Consider the following 16,407-nt stretch of genomic DNA (forward strand, 5'->3'; position numbering starts at 1 on the left):
CATAACTTATTGATAGCATATCATTTGCAGTACTGCTTATGCCGCAAATTTAAGACATAATTTTTTATTTTTTATGGTTTTAAAAAAAAATTAAGCAAATCTTACTATCACAAACAACAACGCATTTAAAATCAAATACATATACCTACCTGTACAATGATGACAGGTACCAAAACTATAATTGTTCAAATCGTAATTTGAACAATTATAGTTATTTTTTATTTGATTAATAAGTATTTTGCTTATTTATACTAATTCTCCGTATAAATCGAACTCTTCAGCTGAGGTAATTTTAACGTCAGCAAATTCACCAATAGAAATATAAGTATCTTCTGCAGAGACCAGCACCGTGTTATCCACATCCGGTGAGTCGTATTCTGTTCTTCCGATAAAGTAGTTTCCTTCTTTACGGTCAAACATACACCTAAATATTTTCCCCACTTTTTCTTGGTTCTTCTCCCATGAGACCTGGGACTGGAGCTCCATGATCTCTTCTACCCTCGCCTCTTTTACTTCCTGCGGAATATCATCTTCCAGAACGTGTGCACTAGTGTTCTCTTCATGCGAGTATGTAAAGCATCCCAGTCTGTCAAATTTCTGTTCTTTTACCCAGTCTTTAAGCTCCTGGAAACGTTCTTCTGTCTCACCCGGATAGCCCACAATAAGCGTAGTCCTGATCGCCATATCCGGAACTTTTTCTCTGAATTTTCCTAGAAGAGCATTCGTTTTTTCGTGAGTGGTTCCTCTTTTCATGGATTTCAGCAAATCAGAATTAATATGCTGTAGCGGAATATCGATATAATTACAAACCTTAGGTTCTTCACGGATAATATCCAGTACATCTTCCGGGAAACCACTTGGGAAAGCGTAATGAAGACGGATCCACTCCACTCCTTCTACTTTTACCAATTCTTTTAAAAGATCTCCCAATGCGCGTTTTTTGTAAAGATCCAATCCGTAATACGTAAGGTCCTGCGCAATAAGAATCAATTCTTTTGTTCCTTTTTTAGCTAATTTCTGGGCCTCAGAAACTAATTTTTCGATAGGTGTTGAAATGTGACCACCTCGCATTAGAGGAATAGCACAGAAAGAACATGGTCTGTCACATCCTTCTGAGATTTTAAGGTATGCGTAATGCTTTGGGGTCGTTGTCAGTCTTTCCCCTACCAATTCGTGCTTGTAATCCGCTCCCAGATGTTTTAATAGGATAGGAAGATCTCTGGTTCCGAAATACTGGTCCACATCAGGAATTTCTCTTACCAAATCCGGCTTGTATCTTTCTGAAAGGCAACCTGTAACAAATACTTTTTCTACTTCGCCTCTATTTTTAGCTTCTACATAGTCAAGGATCGTATTGATAGATTCCTCTTTGGCATTATCAATAAACCCACAGGTATTGATGACCACAATGTCGCCACGGTCTTCATGAACCACTTCTTTGCCATTAGCTTTCAGCTGGCTCATTAATACTTCAGAATCATATACATTCTTGGAGCATCCAAGAGTAACTACATTGATTTTCTTCTTCCCTACAGATTTTGTACGCATCGTTTTGATTTTGAGTCTGCAAAGATACGAAATATTGAAGAGAAAGATTAAAAAATGAAAACCACTTTAAAAAAGTGGTTTTCAAGCGTGTATTCTAAAAGTTTTTTTCTTTAAAGCGTGGAGCGTTTTGGTCTTTTTCTGACAGCACTGCATCTTTTTCATCAATTTTCCAATCGACATTAAGATCCGGATCATTAAACTTAACACTTCCTTCTGATTCCTTGTTATAAAAGTTGTCACATTTATAAGAAAATACAGCTTCCGTACTCAAAACTGAGAATCCATGTCCAAATCCTCTTGGCACATACAGCTGAAGTTTATTTTCGGCGGTAAGTTCAATCCCAAACCACTTCCCAAAAGTTGGAGAATCTTCTCTAAGATCTACAGCAACATCCCAGACACTGCCTTCAAGACACGATACCAGTTTTGCCTGTGCATGCTCTCCTTTCTGAAGGTGTAATCCTCGCAATACTCCATATGAAGATTTAGAGATATTATCCTGAACGAAATGACCGTTCATTCCGGTCAATTCTTCAAATTTTTTTTCATTGTACTTTTCGAAGAAATACCCTCGCTCATCTTCAAAAATGGTAGGCTCTATAATGTAACAATCCTTTAGTGGAGTCTCTTTAATTTTCATTAACTGATTAACTATTAAATTAATATTCTGATCAAATTCTATTTTTCACGAACAAAGATAAGTATATCTCCAGGCAAAATAATATCATTATACTTCCTTTTAGAAAAAAGTGTAGTAATTTTTCCTGATTTATTCTCGACTTTTTCAAGCGAGAAATTCAGCTTATATGTAAGATTTAAGTCTTGACTTAAAGATTTATTCTGAATAATAATAAATTCTTTGGCTCCATTCGACATATAGGCAATCAGAGCATCTTGTCCTTTGGTGGAAAATGAAGAAAAATGTTTTGGTAGAGAAGTTAATTTTTTTGTACCTGCAGGAATATTGTTTCCAGTATGAAAAACAGCATCTGATTTAGCCCCTGCAAATACCCATGCCAAGCGTTGGACTTGTTCATTAATAATTTTAACAATATTGTACGTAGATGTTGGTTGGCCTTTGTCGTCAACTATTGAATAAGAGTAATTATCTTTTATCCAATTCGGATCAGATGTCATTGTCCAATATGTAAAATATTGTAATCCTTGAGCTCCATATACCAAATTGCCGAACTGCTGTAATTTTAATCCGGCCAATTCCGGTTTCAAATAGTCGAAGTGTATTGTAGAACATGCAAATGCCCAAAATGGCTTATTATATTTTTGAGATTGTCTATTTATTATTTCTAAATTTTCATAAAATTCTTTCCTTATTTTATTACCCACTAGTGGATAATGATCAAATGATACAAAAGAAAAAGGTAATTTGTTTATAGCCTGTGAGATATAATCTTCGTAATTTACACCATCAAATCTTTCTTTTGGAGCATACATTGGATTCAAATTAATATAAAACTTATGGCTATCATCGTAAGTTTTAATGATATCTATATATTTTAGAAAGTTATTAAAGTCAGATGGAAAGGGCTCATCACCAATAAAGTATCCATATAAGGCAGGGTGATTTTTAATCTTAGGAATATTTATCTGTGGCTCAGAGTGCAGTTGAGGAAAAAAAAGGATTAGCTGTATTCCCGCTTTTTGAGCTGTATCAAGTGCGTTTATAGCATTGTTAAGATTAGAAAAATTCATTAAACTAATACTAAAGCCAGCATCTTTCATCACCTTATAATTATCAACACTTATATTTTGTTCAGGTACTCCCATATATCCTATAATAGGAATTTTCTGACAATAACCAGAAACAAAAAAGAACATTAAAAAAGACATAAAAAAATTCTTCATAGCATTTTCTCAATTACTGTTCATGGTAAGAACTATTCTTACTGTTCTTAATATAATTTCAAAATCCAATAAAACAGAATAATGTTTTATATAATACAGATCAAACTCTAATTTCTTCAGATTATCTTTAGGCGTTGCTTTTGGTAAATGTACTTGCGCCCATCCGGTAAGTCCTGGTTTGATAAGATGCCTTAAATTGAAAAATGCATTTTCATTTACAGCCTCCTTCACATACTCGTAGCGTTCAGGACGTGGTCCAATTAGACTCATTTGTCCTTTAAAAACATTTGCTAATTGCGGGAGCTCATCAATTTTAGTTAACCTTAAGAACTTTCCTACCAAAGTTATTCTTTTTTCTATTGATCCATCATGATGAACAATATCCGTCATTGTTCTAATTTTATAAATAGTAAATGGATTAGAATTTTCACCTATTCTTTCCTGGGTAAAAAACACATTTCCTTTTGAAGTTAATTTTGTAAGAACCGTTCCTATTAATACAAGAGGTAAAGCAAAAGGCATACATAAAACAGCTACTACCAAATCTATGATTCTCTTGGCAATTGTTTGTGTAGGGTTTATTCCGATTGAAAATATGTCATCTACATGATATTCATTTGGATTAAATTTAACCAACGAAACCCTTCGGTTTAAAATTTCATAAAAATGCTGCACATCTAAAACTTCAAATCCTTTTATCTTCAATGTACTTAAAGTCATAATATCAGCTTCTGATAGATGATTTACTTTTGTATTATCAATAATTACAGTTTTTATATTTAGCTTTGTAACATATTCATTAATGCCTCTTAAGCTATTTTCATTAGAATAAACAATCGGTTTATAAAGTTTATTAAGCTTATATCCATTAATCAATTTGAATGAAGCCTCACTCACATTTACAAAAAGACACCTTCTTTTGTTTTTATATTTATCTATATATTTTTTCACCTTGTTTTTATCTGATTGACCTATAATATAATCATACTAATTTATTGCTTTTTTACGGTCTACACTCTTTACCAACCCCATTTTTTAAAATAAATAAATGCACCATGTAAATTGTAAAACATTAATTTAAAACTCTTGTAAGAACCTTTTCCATAATGGTGATAAACTTCTGCTTTGGGAAAATATACCGTATGGGATACCTGCAAAAATCTTCTTGTAATATCAGCATCTTCTATATACATAAAGATTCTTTCATCAAATCCACCTACTCTTTTAAGTATAGAGTTTCTGAAAAGCATAAAACACCCGGAGAAATATGGGATATCATAAATTATTTCATCATAACTATGATCTTTGTATTCATATTTATCCATTCTGTCTTTAAAATATTTTTGAAGCCCTTTTGGCATAAAACGTCTGGCAAACAGATCAAATGGGGTTGGATTTCTCTTACAAAGATACTGAATGCGATTATCGGGATATTTTATCTTAGGCATTAAATGTCCAATTTTCTCATTCTCTTCCATGAAACTGATCATTTTTGGAATTTCAGTTTTTTCAAAGTAAATGTCGGGATTTAACACTAAATGATAATTTGCATTAAGCGCCAGACTTCTTTCTATTCCTATATTATGTGCCTTTCCAAAACCCAGGTTTGCATTATTAAAAATATATTCTACTCTCTGATCATTTACAATGCTCTTCAAAGCATTAGTAGGTGAGTTATCAATAAGATACAGTACAATATCTAATTCTGTAGATAAAAAACTATCTATAGCTTTTTTAAGTATTTCCTTATTGTTTTGATATAAAACAATACATCCAGTAATTTTCATAGTCATATGATCGGATTAATTCTATTAGGCTTTTTCGAAATTAGTCTCACATCTCCAAAATAAAGTTTCCATGCGTTGAAAGAATTATCTAGGACACTGTTTCTCCCAAATTGATACACTTCTCCATTTTCCTGTACAACTGCAAGATTATAGTTGAGTTTCAGTACAAGAGTAGAGAGGTTTATTTCTCCTTTACGAATCAATAACAGCTTGTGGTCGATTCCTACACCGGGAAAACCTCCGTTTAACTTAACAACTTCTCTAAGAACATCAATGGTCGTAAGTATATAAAAACTTTGCAAATGGGGTGTAAAGTTATTCCGTACAAAGGTTTGTATAATTTTCGTACAATAGGATACTCCCAGCATCCCCACTTCAGGATGGTCCTCCATATACTTAATGTGGCTACCTAAAAAATCTTCCTGAATTGCATTAACTGAAGTATTGGAAAGAATTACATAAGCATTTTCTTTATTCTTTATCTTCTCATAAAACGAAGAGTATCCAGAAAAATCCATACCTCCATTATCTACAGAATCAATATTATCAGTATCCTTTTTTATGTAATCAATATTCGGACTCTTTTCAATGTCAGAAATTGTAATATTTATTAATAAAGGGATATTTTTTCTCGCACTATTAAATCTTTGTAATTGATACTCAAGACCACACTCAAATTGGGGAATACTACTTACAGATTTGGTTCTTTTTAAGGGATAACCTCCCCATTCATGTATATTAATGTATACTTTGTTATCATGAACTAATTTTCGCTTTTTCTTATTGGGAGAATAATCTTTTGATGAAATTTTATTTAAAAAAAAATTACAGCAAAAAAGTATTGGCAAAAAACAGAGTTCTGCAAATATTAAAGAATAAAACCGCAAAGAAGAAGTTTTCATGGGAGACTATTTTATCTGATGAGTATTTTTCTAAAGAGAAGCTTAATAAACATTATACTTTTGGTATCAAAAGTTAAACGTAATGTTCTTTTAATAATCAAAATGGAATAAAAAAAACGATCACCAAACTCATGTTCTTCAAAGTTTTTAACATCCTGTAAAAATATAGAATATCTTGAAATAAGCTTTTGTGGGTTTTTCTCAAACATAGAAAAAGCCTGATGACCAATTACATCAACAACTTCAAAATCTTTATATCTTCTTTTAAATCTTTCTATAAATTGATAATCTGCACCATCTACTCTGACTTTCTCATTATATCCACCTACTTCAAAAAAAGACTTTACGTTTACACAAAGTCCACTATTTATAGGGGCTATTTTTTTTAAATCATAAATACCAGGCTTTACAACATCCAGGAACTTCCCCCATTTCATATAACATCTAAAGGGCGACATTATTTTCCCGTTTTCTATTTTTAATATAGGAGCATACATCTTAATAGAAGGATTTCTTTGTAGACTCTCATGATATTTTTTTATTGTATCACTTGGAAAAGTCGTATCCTGATCCATCAGAAAAATATACTGAAGTTCTTTTCTTTCAGCAAACTCAGCTGCTTTATTATAAGCAATACTCAATCCTGAATTTTGAGTATCTGATACATATTCTATATTCCAAAAACTTGAATCCGGTTTATCCTGTCCTGTAGGACTATTATCATATACATATAAGTGAAGTTCTTTATCTTTAAAACCAAAGGCTTTAGCAGAACTTGTAATTGTTTGAAAACTTGAACTTTCTATCAATTTCTCATTATACAAAACAATTATAAATAAAATTTTGCTGATATTTTCCATATCGATTAGTTATTTCTTGGACCAGTTATCAAACATATATTTTTCTCTTTCATAAATTATTTTCTTATCAAAAATTGATACATATGGAAAGAAAAGTACATAATACGGATTCCCCTTATTATTAGTTGTAATTAAACGTCTCGGAACTACTGAACATATATTTAAAAAGGTAAATAAAGCTATCATACTATAAGCAAATATCTTCTCTTTCTTAAATTTAGTATCATATAAAAAATCAATAAAAACACTAGTAAAAGGAATAATGAGATAATTTAAAAATCTTTCAAACCCTACTAGTCCCAATGATAAGACTGAAAATATAATAACTGCATTGAACAACCATTTATATTCGTCATATTTTTTATTGTTATAATAGAAATACAGCGGAAAAATTAGTATTACTCTCATTATATAATTAAAAATAACACCTGCTATACTCAGTTCTATTTCATTATAATCTTCCATCTTTTTCTCCATAAGCTCCATCACTAAAAAAGGCTTTAACAAAGCAAGAAAAAACTCTTTAAAGAAAATTAGAGGAGTACATGCTAACACAATCAAGATTAAATTCTTTCTGGTAATATTAAAGATGATAAGAAGTGGAAAAAAAAATAAAATAATAGCAGAAATATGGAAGAGAAAAGAAATTGCTGCCAATATATAATAAGCTACCCATTTTCTGTTTGTTAGATTTTTAATATTAAATAGGAAAACTCCGACAGCTAGTACTTCTCTTTCAATTTCAATTGTGAGATAAAAATAATAATGTGTTATAAACAGCAGGAATAAAACTGAAAAAGGCTTGTTTGAATATTTAATAAGATATGTTAGAATTAATCCATTGATAATAATAGCATGCACAAATTGGAAAACATAAAATTCTTTTCCAATTGACTTTGCAGTTGCTATTAATAAGAGCCATAATGGCTGAAAGGCATAAAGATAATCTTTGTAGTACAATCCATAAGATCCTATATCTCTAAATGTAGGCATAAATCTGTAACTATCTTCATAAGAAAGAGCATCTCCGCCAACTCTATATCTAAAACCATACAAAAGCACAAATATTACATATAAACTGAACATGTAATATTTTTTACCTTTACTATTCCCTAGGATATCAAAATGAAATACAGCAAACAAAATAAAGATAGCAATTATCAAATAGATCATTTCATTTTATTTTTTAATAGATAAAATAAGTGACGAGTTTCATTTTCTTTTAAAAGAAAAAGAGCGACCAAATAAGCCAAACAAGATAGAATAACTCCAGAGCCGATAAACCATAGATTTTCAAAAAAGTAAACAAAAGCACATGAAATCACAAACATAAAAAAACCCGCAATAAGTATTTTCCAAAAATTACTATCAAATAATTTTGGAATAATTTTTTTATTTGCTGCATACCCGTACATAATAAATATGGCAATAAGCTCTGCAACAACTCCTACAACTGCTGCCCCGTTCTGTTTATAATAAGTAATAGCAAAATAACTAAGTAATAAGCTTAATATAGCCGAAATAAACACCGCATAAGTATAAACCTTTTCTTTATTCTGAGGATACAATACTAAAAAACCAATTAAATAAGCCAGACTAACAATAACACATAATGGCGATAAAATACGCATTGTTAGAATTGATTCGGAAAATTGTTTGCCACCTATAATATTTACGATAAATTTTGCGTTTACTAAAAAAAAGATGGTCGCTGGCAAAGATATTATAAATAAATAACTAAAGGTTTTCCTTAAAAGATTATTGTATTCCAATTTATTATTATGGTATAGCTGAGTAAGTCTTGGAAGTGCAACAACTCCAATAACAGTTAAGAAACTTATAACAAATCTAATAAGTTTATTTGCTACTGAATAGTAACCAACATAATCATCAGAAGTAAGATATCCTAATAACAAATAATCTAATTGTAAATAAATATTCACTGATAAGGTTGCAATAAATATCGTCAAAACAGGTTTAAGATGCCTTTTTAAATCAATATTAAATTTATTTTTTTTCCTTCCTCGCTTAATTAATTTAATAAGGTAATAGAAATTTAAAAAATTAGCTCCACAGCTCACTAATACAAGACACCAGGCATAAATATAATAGTCATCTACATTATTAATCATGAAAAAAATAAGACACATGACGAGCACTCTAACGACTAAATATCTTATAGTGATATACAGATGATTCTCAATTCCCTGAAAATACCATTCACAACCCGTATTCGTGAGAATAATCATCCACCCCATAATAAGTAATAGTGGCTTATATTCATCAAAAAAGTTAATATTAAATATTACAAGAAATAAAACCAGATAAGAAATAGCGGTTGTAATCAGTAATATTATTAGCAGCTCTAAAGTTATCTGTGCCCTTTTTCCCTCATCATCTTTATTTTTTGCTATTTCTCTTACTCCATACATAGGAATTCCTAAAGCGGAAAAAAGTAAAAAGTAGTTGATGATTGTATTTGCATACTCAACTTTACCTAAATAATGAGCGCCTAATATACGATTGATATATGGTGTTGTAACAAGATAAACTACAGCAGCCGAAAAAAGCCTTACTACATTAAGTATATAATTTAGTTTAAGATTATTTTTATTGTGAATTATGTATTTCATCACTTACGAAATATTTTCATCCACCATTTTTTTGCTTCTGCATTATATCCATACCCATATGTATTACCATATCCGAAATTTTGCTTATTCAAATCATTTAGTACAAAACTTGCATTTTTAATCTTACCTGTTTCCAATAAATTGTTTGCAAATAGTATATAATCTTTTTCAGAATATTCTGATCTAGTAATATAGACAGTAGCGTCAGCAAGCTGAGAAATCAATAATGAGTCTGTAACCAACATTAAAGGAGCTGTATCTAATATAATATAATCATATTTGATATTGACTTGAGAAATAAGCTCTTCATATTTGCCATTTTCTAACAAATCGGCTGGGTTTGGTGGTATTGCACCAGAGTATATAAAATCACAATTAATATGAAATCCGCTTGGATGAATTATTTCAGAGATATCATTAATTTCTCCATGTAGGAATTCAGTAAGTCCAAAAGCCATTTTCATACTTGGATTATATCTCTGTAGCTGAGGGTTTCTTATGTCAGAACCAATTACTAAAACTTTTTTTCCTGAAGATGCTAAAACTAAAGCTAAGTTTACTGATACAAATGTTTTACCTTCACCCTTCACAGAGGATGTTACCATTATTTTTTTGGAATTACCACTATTTCCCAGCAGATATTTAAGGTTAGTTACCAATATTCTAAAAGCTTCAGCCATGGGCGAGAGGTTATTTGGAGTAATCAACTCCGTATCACCACGTTGCAATCTTGGAATTTCACCTACTACAGGAATATTTGAAAACTTCTCAATGTCCTTTCTGGTTATAATTTTTTTATTAAACAATTCAGAAATGTAAATATATAAGAATGGAATAATAATTCCGAAAATAAAAGCTAATCCTACTATTATTGCTTTTTTAGGGGCAACTGGCTTTTTATCAACATAAGCTAAATCTATCACCCTCGCTTTTTCGGCTGTAATAGCCATTGTTATAGCAGCTTCTTCTCTTTTTTGTAAAAGTATTAAATATAAATTTTCCTTAATTTGCTGCTGCCTTTCTATATTTCTAAAAATCTTTTCTTGGGAAGGGATTTTACCAATCAGTGTTTGAGAACTTCCCACTTGCTCATCAACACTTTTTTTTGCTAACTGCAAGGAGGTATTATTTTTTTGTAACGATTCTAGGAGTGAGATTTTTAGTCCGGAAATCTGTTTATCCAAATCTTTTACAATAGGGTTATTAGGAGTTGCATTTTCTAAGTATTTATTTCGTTTCAAAACCATAGAATTATACTCCTGTACTGCTTTTCCTGCGCTTTCATTATCTACACCAATATTCACAGGTAAAACTTCGCCTATTTCCTTTTTGTTTAGAAAGTTTTTGAGGATATTATTAAGTTCTATTTGTGATTCCAGTTCTATTGATCTAACCTTAGCCTGTTCCTTCTGCTGAAGATTAATTTTTGCTTCTGTTGCTAAGTCAACGATATTATTACTAGTTTTATAATTAGCCTTTTGTGTTTCAACATTTCCTAATTCTTTAGAAATAATACTGATTCTCTCATCAATAAAATCTTTTGTTTTTTTAGACTCTATATTTTTATCATTTACTGCATATAAATTATATTGCTGTACTACAGCATTAAGAAAATCTTTTGCTTTATCTCTATTTTGAAAATCTACGGACAACCCTATAACAGTTCCATCCTTATCTAGAAGATCAACTTTTAATTCTTTTCGGAAATTTATGACTGTATTTTGAAAGTCCGAATAAGTGAAAAAAACATCACCCATTTTTAAATCCTTTGAAACTTTATATAGCGGATTTTTTCTAATAATAATGTTTGCGAAAGGCAGGCTTACCATTCGATTAAAAGATGTCGAAATATCCTGCTTCCAATTTTTTGAAGATAATATAATTTGCTGTCCCGTTACTTTAAGATATATAGGTTTAATTGAGGTTTCAGAATCTACTTCTTTTTCTTCTACAACATTTATGATATATGGGCTCGAACTTCCATAAAGTTCTAAATCATAAAATCTTTGCTCTGTGTATATTGGTGTTTGAAATCGATGATTTCTTACAACGTCCTCTACAATGGTTTTCGATTCAAATATTTTCAGTTCATTTTCTATGCTGTTGGTTCCCATCCCACTAAACCCGCCAAGAGATTGAAGAATTCCAAAGTCACCTGAAGCTGAGGACATTTTTTTTGCATCTTTAATCAACACAGATGTTTGAATTTTATAGACTGGTGCTGTAGACTTTATTAGATATATAGCTATAATAAACATAAAAAGGATAAAACCTAAAAAATATTTCCATTTATAAAAATATGGAGCTACTAAATCTTTTATGTTAACCTCTGTATTATAATTTTTATCCATTTTTAAGGATTATGTCGATGTTGAAAATTTATGATGTGTTTTGTTAAAAAACTCTGCAAATATATCCATATTTTGTTTAATTCTTATACTATTTCCTGTATTTAAATAAAAGCTAAAACATCTCTATTAACTTCTTTTAATGCTTTTCTAATTATTTTTTGTTGGAATCTAATTAATAGGATAATTTATTTCTTTAAAACCGATAAAGTTTTTAACAATATCCTTATATCATTTTTTAAACTAAGTCGGTTATAATACTCCAGATTCATCTTCACTTTATCAGGAAAAAGAACCTCATCATTATATTGCAATGGGTCTTCCTGTAAACACAATAGCTTTTCCTCGTTTCTGTATTTAATGCCCGCCTCACTGGTAAGTCCAGGCTTCAAAAGAAGAATGTTACGGTCGTCTCCCTGCAGTTGATCATAATAGCCAGGAATATCAGGTCTGGGACCTACTAAAGACATGTCTCCTTTTAAGATGTTGAATAGCTGGGGAAGTTCATCTAATTTGCTCTTTCTCATCCAACGTCCAAAAGATGATTTGCGATGAGTCTCAATATCCAGTGTTCTGAATTTATAAATAGTAAACGGTTTAGCGTAACGGCCAATCCGCTGTTGGGTGAATATTCCCGGGAAACCTGTATCCCAGGAAGTAAGAATGAAAAGTACAATAAATACGGGTAACAGTAGTATAACTGCAAAAAATGCGATAGTGTAGTCCATCAGCATTTTCCAAAGAGGGTATTTTTTCAAAATATTTGTATGGATGCAAATATATAAAAATGTTTGGATTCACAAGCTAATTAATGCTATAGTAAAGACAATTCCATAAAGAATTGCATTCTATGATATATAAACAAAAATCAGCTTTATTATAATAAAGCTGATTTGTATTATTTAGAAAAAACGTTCTCTATACATTTGAGTATTCTCTGTTTATCCTCTTCCTTAAGATTGGAACCAGACGGTAAACATAATCCACGTTCAAATAATGTTTCTGCAATATTCTTACCATAATAGGGGGCATCAGCAAAGACCGGCTGCATATGCATGGGCTTCCAAAGCGGTCTGGACTCAATATTATCTTCCAGTAATGCCATTCTTAGATCTTCCCGGCTCTTACCCACTACGCTTTCGTCTACAGTGATAGCAGACAGCCAGTGATTGGAATAATAATCTCCATTGGGCTCGGTAAAAACTTCTACTCCATCAATATTTCTGAATAATTCCACATAAAAGTCGTGCATTTTCCTGCGGGCGTTGACTCTGTCTTTCAAAACCTCCATTTGTCCGCGGCCAATTCCAGCAGAAATATTACTCATCCTGTAGTTGTATCCTATGTGGGAATGTTGATAGTGAGGAGCATTATCTCTCGCCTGAGTTGATAAAAATACGGTACGCTCTTTATCTGATTCTGAATGACAAACCAAGGCCCCACCTCCGGAAGTTGTAATTATTTTATTACCATTGAAGGAAAGAACCCCAAAACGTCCGAAAGTACCACATGCTTTTCCTTTATAATTTGAACCTAATGCTTCGGCAGCATCTTCAATCAATGGAATATTATATTTTTCTGCAATGGCAGAAATTTCCTCCATTTTGGCAGGCATACCATAAAGATGAACAATGATAATAGCCTTAGGTTTATTTCCTTTTGAAATGCGATCTTCTATTGCTTCCTGCAAAGCTACCGGACACATATTCCATGTATCTATTTCAGAATCTACAAAAACAGGTTTTGCTCCCTGGTACGCGATAGGATTGGCAGAAGCAGAAAATGTCATAGACTGACAGATGACTTCATCACCATATTCAACACCACATTCAATCAAAGCCAAATGCAGGGCTGCTGTTCCTGCTGATAATGCTGCTACTTTTACATCGGTCCCTAGAAAGGTTTCCAAATCCTTTTCAAACCCATCAACATTCGGGCCTAAAGGAGCTACCCAATTGGCATCAAATGCTTCATGAATATACTGTAACTCATTACCTCCCATATGAGGTGAAGAAAGCCAAATTTTATCTTGCATTGGTATAAATTTTATTCGTGAAATTTTATTGGTTTCGCAGGTATTCCTACTGCAGTACATTTTGCAGGCAGGTTTTTTGCAACAACAGCTCCGGCACCTACAATTGTATATTCTCCTATTTCTAAAAGATTAATAATTTTTGCTCCAGTTCCCACATATACCCCCTCACTAATCAGAACTTCTCCAGATATATTTACGCTTGGCATAAATGAGCAGTAGCTTTTAACCTTAGTATCATGCCCCACTGTACAGGAAAGATTAAGAATTACAAAATCTTCTATTTCAATATCTACTGTAATAATAACCCCAGCACAAATAATATTTCCTTTTCCAATATTAACATTATCGTTTCCTATAATGGCAGATGGATGAATTAGGTTGGGAAATTCAATGTTTTCATTCGTAATATTTTTTGCTATTCTTTTTTTGGTTTCAGGATCAGCTATAGAAATTGCCACGTTTAGTGGGTAATCTACCTCATTGATCTTTTCAATTTTTCCTAAATAGGGTACTCCATTGATATCACCTTCATACTCTTTATCATCATAAAAACCTATAATTTCAAACTCGGCCTCTCCTAAATTTATATTTTCAATCAGCATCTTTACTTCACGTCCAAAGCCTCCTGCTCCAACTATTGCAATCTTTTTCATATTTTAATTATTTCCTTTAAACATTTCCATTGTTGCTTGTCCTTCCTGAGAAATACCTTCCCTCACAACTACTTTTTTTACTGTAAGAAAAAGAATTTTTACATCCTGATAAAAGGACACATTATTTACATACCACACATCATAATTGAATTTTTTCTCCCATGATATGGCATTTCTTCCGTTAACCTGTGCCCAACCGGTAATCCCAGGTCTTACTTCATGCCTTTTTGCCTGATGTTCATTATACAAAGGTAAATATTGTACCAATAACGGTCTTGGTCCAATAAGCGACATATCCCCTCTTAGAACATTAATCAGTTGAGGAATTTCATCCAGTGATGTTTTACGAACGAATGCTCCTATTCCAGTTAATCTTTCGGCATCAGGCAATAATTCTCCATCCAAACCCTTCTTATCATTCATGGTTTTAAATTTAATGATTTTAAAAACCTTTTCATGTAATCCCGGACGTTTCTGAAAGAAGAATGGCTTTCCCTGATTGGCAAAGTATAGCCCTATCATTACCATTATAAAAATTGGGGATAATACAATGATACCTATAAGGGCAATTATAAAATCAATGACCCGTTTAAAAAAGTGTCTGTACATTATTATTTTTCTTTAAGCAATGTTTTATATTCATTTAATAAAGCATTCCAAATTACTGATTGCTCATATCGTGACTGAATCATAGAACGTGCGTTTTTTTTGAGACGATTATAATATTCCGAATCAATCAATATCTTTTCCATAGCCTTTTGTAATTTTTCAACGTTCTTAACAGGAACAATGGTACCATTTTCATCTTCTATAATAATTTCATTACATCCATTAATATCGGAAACAATACTTGGAAGCCCCATGGCGCCAGCCTGCATGACTACATTAGGAAACCCCTCTCTATAGCTGGGGAAAACTAAAGCATCTGAGATCGCAAAATAAGGACGTACATCTTTCTGGAAACCTGTAATGATTATATTTTTATTATTCTCAATCTCTCTTAAAGTTTCAGGATACAAAGGGTCCAATTCAGTTTCCAGAGGACCAACGAGCAATAACTTGGAGTTACGCTCTAGGTTCTTTTCTTGGTGCATTTCTGTAAATGCTTTTACTAATTCATTGATTCCTTTATCACCTACTAAACGTCCGACAAATACGAAAACCAAATCTGAATCTTCAATGTTCAGCTCTTTTTTTAGTAATTGTTTTTGATCTACATTTACCTGATCCGGAGAAAAGAAAGTGGTATTAATTCCATTTGATGATCCCTGGCCAATTACTTTGAGCTTTTCTTTGGAGGTATAATTATTTTGTAAAATAAAATCGTATAATCCTTTTGAATTGGGATAGACACCTGTTGCCGACAAATAGGTAAGCTTTTCCACAAAATCCAAAACCTTACGTTTTACTCCTGTTGCCTCCATCAAAGGTAAACCTGCTACGGTATGTAATCTGTGAGGTACTCCTGCTAATCTGGCCGCCAACATTCCTACAATACCGGCTTTAGGGGTATGGGTATGAACAATCTGAGGTCTTTCTTTTTTAAGAAATTTGTACATATTCCTTAACGATTTGATATCTTGAAGAGGAGTAATCTTACGCGACATTTCAATAGGTACAACATCTATTGCCTCATCTTGCTTTACTTCTTCCAATTCTTTACCTGCAGAAGAGACTCCTATTACTTTAAAATGATCCGACATAAATTTATGCTGTCCTCTAAGAAGTATTTTCAAAGACAACGGTACTGTTGTGATACGGATAAGTTTGATTTGCAT

Annotated in this window: 15 protein-coding genes; all 15 read right to left on the reverse strand. The window is 31.9% G+C overall.

Annotated elements, in window-relative coordinates; genetic code table 11:
- Window positions 1-246: 246 nt before the first annotated feature.
- The 15 genes from rimO to DRF67_RS03815 all read right to left on the reverse strand — a co-directional run bounded on the left by rimO (window position 247) and on the right by DRF67_RS03815 (window position 16,407).
- A complete protein-coding gene (rimO, locus tag DRF67_RS03745) occupies window positions 247-1,548 on the reverse strand; it encodes a 30S ribosomal protein S12 methylthiotransferase RimO (RefSeq protein ID WP_115926782.1) in 1,302 nt (433 codons plus the stop codon).
- Window positions 1,549-1,642: 94 nt separating this feature from the next.
- Window positions 1,643-2,188: a dTDP-4-dehydrorhamnose 3,5-epimerase gene (gene rfbC / locus DRF67_RS03750; RefSeq protein ID WP_115926784.1), complete on the reverse strand. Its 546-nt coding sequence runs from the start codon at window positions 2,186-2,188 to the stop codon at window positions 1,643-1,645.
- Window positions 2,189-2,226: 38 nt separating this feature from the next.
- On the reverse strand, window positions 2,227-3,411 hold the full coding sequence (locus DRF67_RS03755; RefSeq protein ID WP_123912704.1) for a hypothetical protein: 1,185 nt from the start codon (window positions 3,409-3,411) through the stop codon (window positions 2,227-2,229).
- Window positions 3,412-3,420: 9 nt separating this feature from the next.
- Complete coding sequence (locus tag DRF67_RS03760) at window positions 3,421-4,362, reverse strand: sugar transferase (protein WP_115926788.1); 942 nt, start codon at window positions 4,360-4,362, stop codon at window positions 3,421-3,423.
- A gap of 68 nt (window positions 4,363-4,430) precedes the next feature.
- Entirely contained in the window at window positions 4,431-5,198 is a 768-nt protein-coding gene (locus DRF67_RS03765; RefSeq protein ID WP_228435728.1) for a glycosyltransferase, read from the reverse strand.
- A 2-nt stretch (window positions 5,199-5,200) separates the two neighbouring features.
- Window positions 5,201-6,100 carry a hypothetical protein gene (locus DRF67_RS03770; protein ID WP_115926792.1) on the reverse strand — a complete coding sequence of 300 codons (900 nt, stop codon included), beginning with the start codon at window positions 6,098-6,100 and terminating at the stop codon, window positions 5,201-5,203.
- Between the two features lie 11 nt (window positions 6,101-6,111).
- Entirely contained in the window at window positions 6,112-6,960 is an 849-nt protein-coding gene (locus tag DRF67_RS03775) for a glycosyltransferase (RefSeq protein WP_115926794.1), read from the reverse strand.
- Window positions 6,961-6,969: 9 nt separating this feature from the next.
- Window positions 6,970-8,133 (reverse strand): EpsG family protein, encoded by a 1,164-nt coding sequence (locus tag DRF67_RS03780; protein WP_115926796.1) that lies wholly within the window; start codon window positions 8,131-8,133, stop codon window positions 6,970-6,972.
- Window positions 8,130-9,593, reverse strand: a complete 1,464-nt coding sequence (locus DRF67_RS03785) for a flippase (protein ID WP_115926798.1) — start codon at window positions 9,591-9,593, stop codon at window positions 8,130-8,132. The genes DRF67_RS03780 and DRF67_RS03785 overlap by 4 nt, the downstream gene beginning before the upstream one ends.
- The gene (locus tag DRF67_RS03790) at window positions 9,593-11,944 is read right to left on the reverse strand and encodes a GumC family protein (protein WP_115926800.1); all 2,352 of its coding nucleotides are present in this window, start codon (window positions 11,942-11,944) and stop codon (window positions 9,593-9,595) included. Before DRF67_RS03790 ends, DRF67_RS03785 begins: the two co-directional genes overlap by 1 nt.
- A gap of 185 nt (window positions 11,945-12,129) precedes the next feature.
- Window positions 12,130-12,669 carry a sugar transferase gene (locus DRF67_RS03795; protein ID WP_115927088.1) on the reverse strand — a complete coding sequence of 180 codons (540 nt, stop codon included), beginning with the start codon at window positions 12,667-12,669 and terminating at the stop codon, window positions 12,130-12,132.
- Window positions 12,670-12,839: 170 nt separating this feature from the next.
- Window positions 12,840-13,976, reverse strand: coding sequence for an aminotransferase class I/II-fold pyridoxal phosphate-dependent enzyme (locus tag DRF67_RS03800; RefSeq protein WP_115926802.1), 1,137 nt, complete (start codon window positions 13,974-13,976; stop codon window positions 12,840-12,842).
- Window positions 13,977-13,987: 11 nt separating this feature from the next.
- Window positions 13,988-14,629 (reverse strand): acetyltransferase, encoded by a 642-nt coding sequence (locus tag DRF67_RS03805; protein ID WP_115926804.1) that lies wholly within the window; start codon window positions 14,627-14,629, stop codon window positions 13,988-13,990.
- Window positions 14,630-14,632: 3 nt separating this feature from the next.
- Window positions 14,633-15,238 (reverse strand): sugar transferase, encoded by a 606-nt coding sequence (locus DRF67_RS03810; protein WP_115926806.1) that lies wholly within the window; start codon window positions 15,236-15,238, stop codon window positions 14,633-14,635.
- A gap of 2 nt (window positions 15,239-15,240) precedes the next feature.
- The gene (locus DRF67_RS03815) at window positions 15,241-16,407 is read right to left on the reverse strand and encodes a glycosyltransferase family 4 protein (protein WP_228435732.1); all 1,167 of its coding nucleotides are present in this window, start codon (window positions 16,405-16,407) and stop codon (window positions 15,241-15,243) included.

It is taken from the genome of Chryseobacterium pennipullorum, assembly GCF_003384725.1.
GTDB lineage: Bacteria > Bacteroidota > Bacteroidia > Flavobacteriales > Weeksellaceae > Chryseobacterium > Chryseobacterium pennipullorum.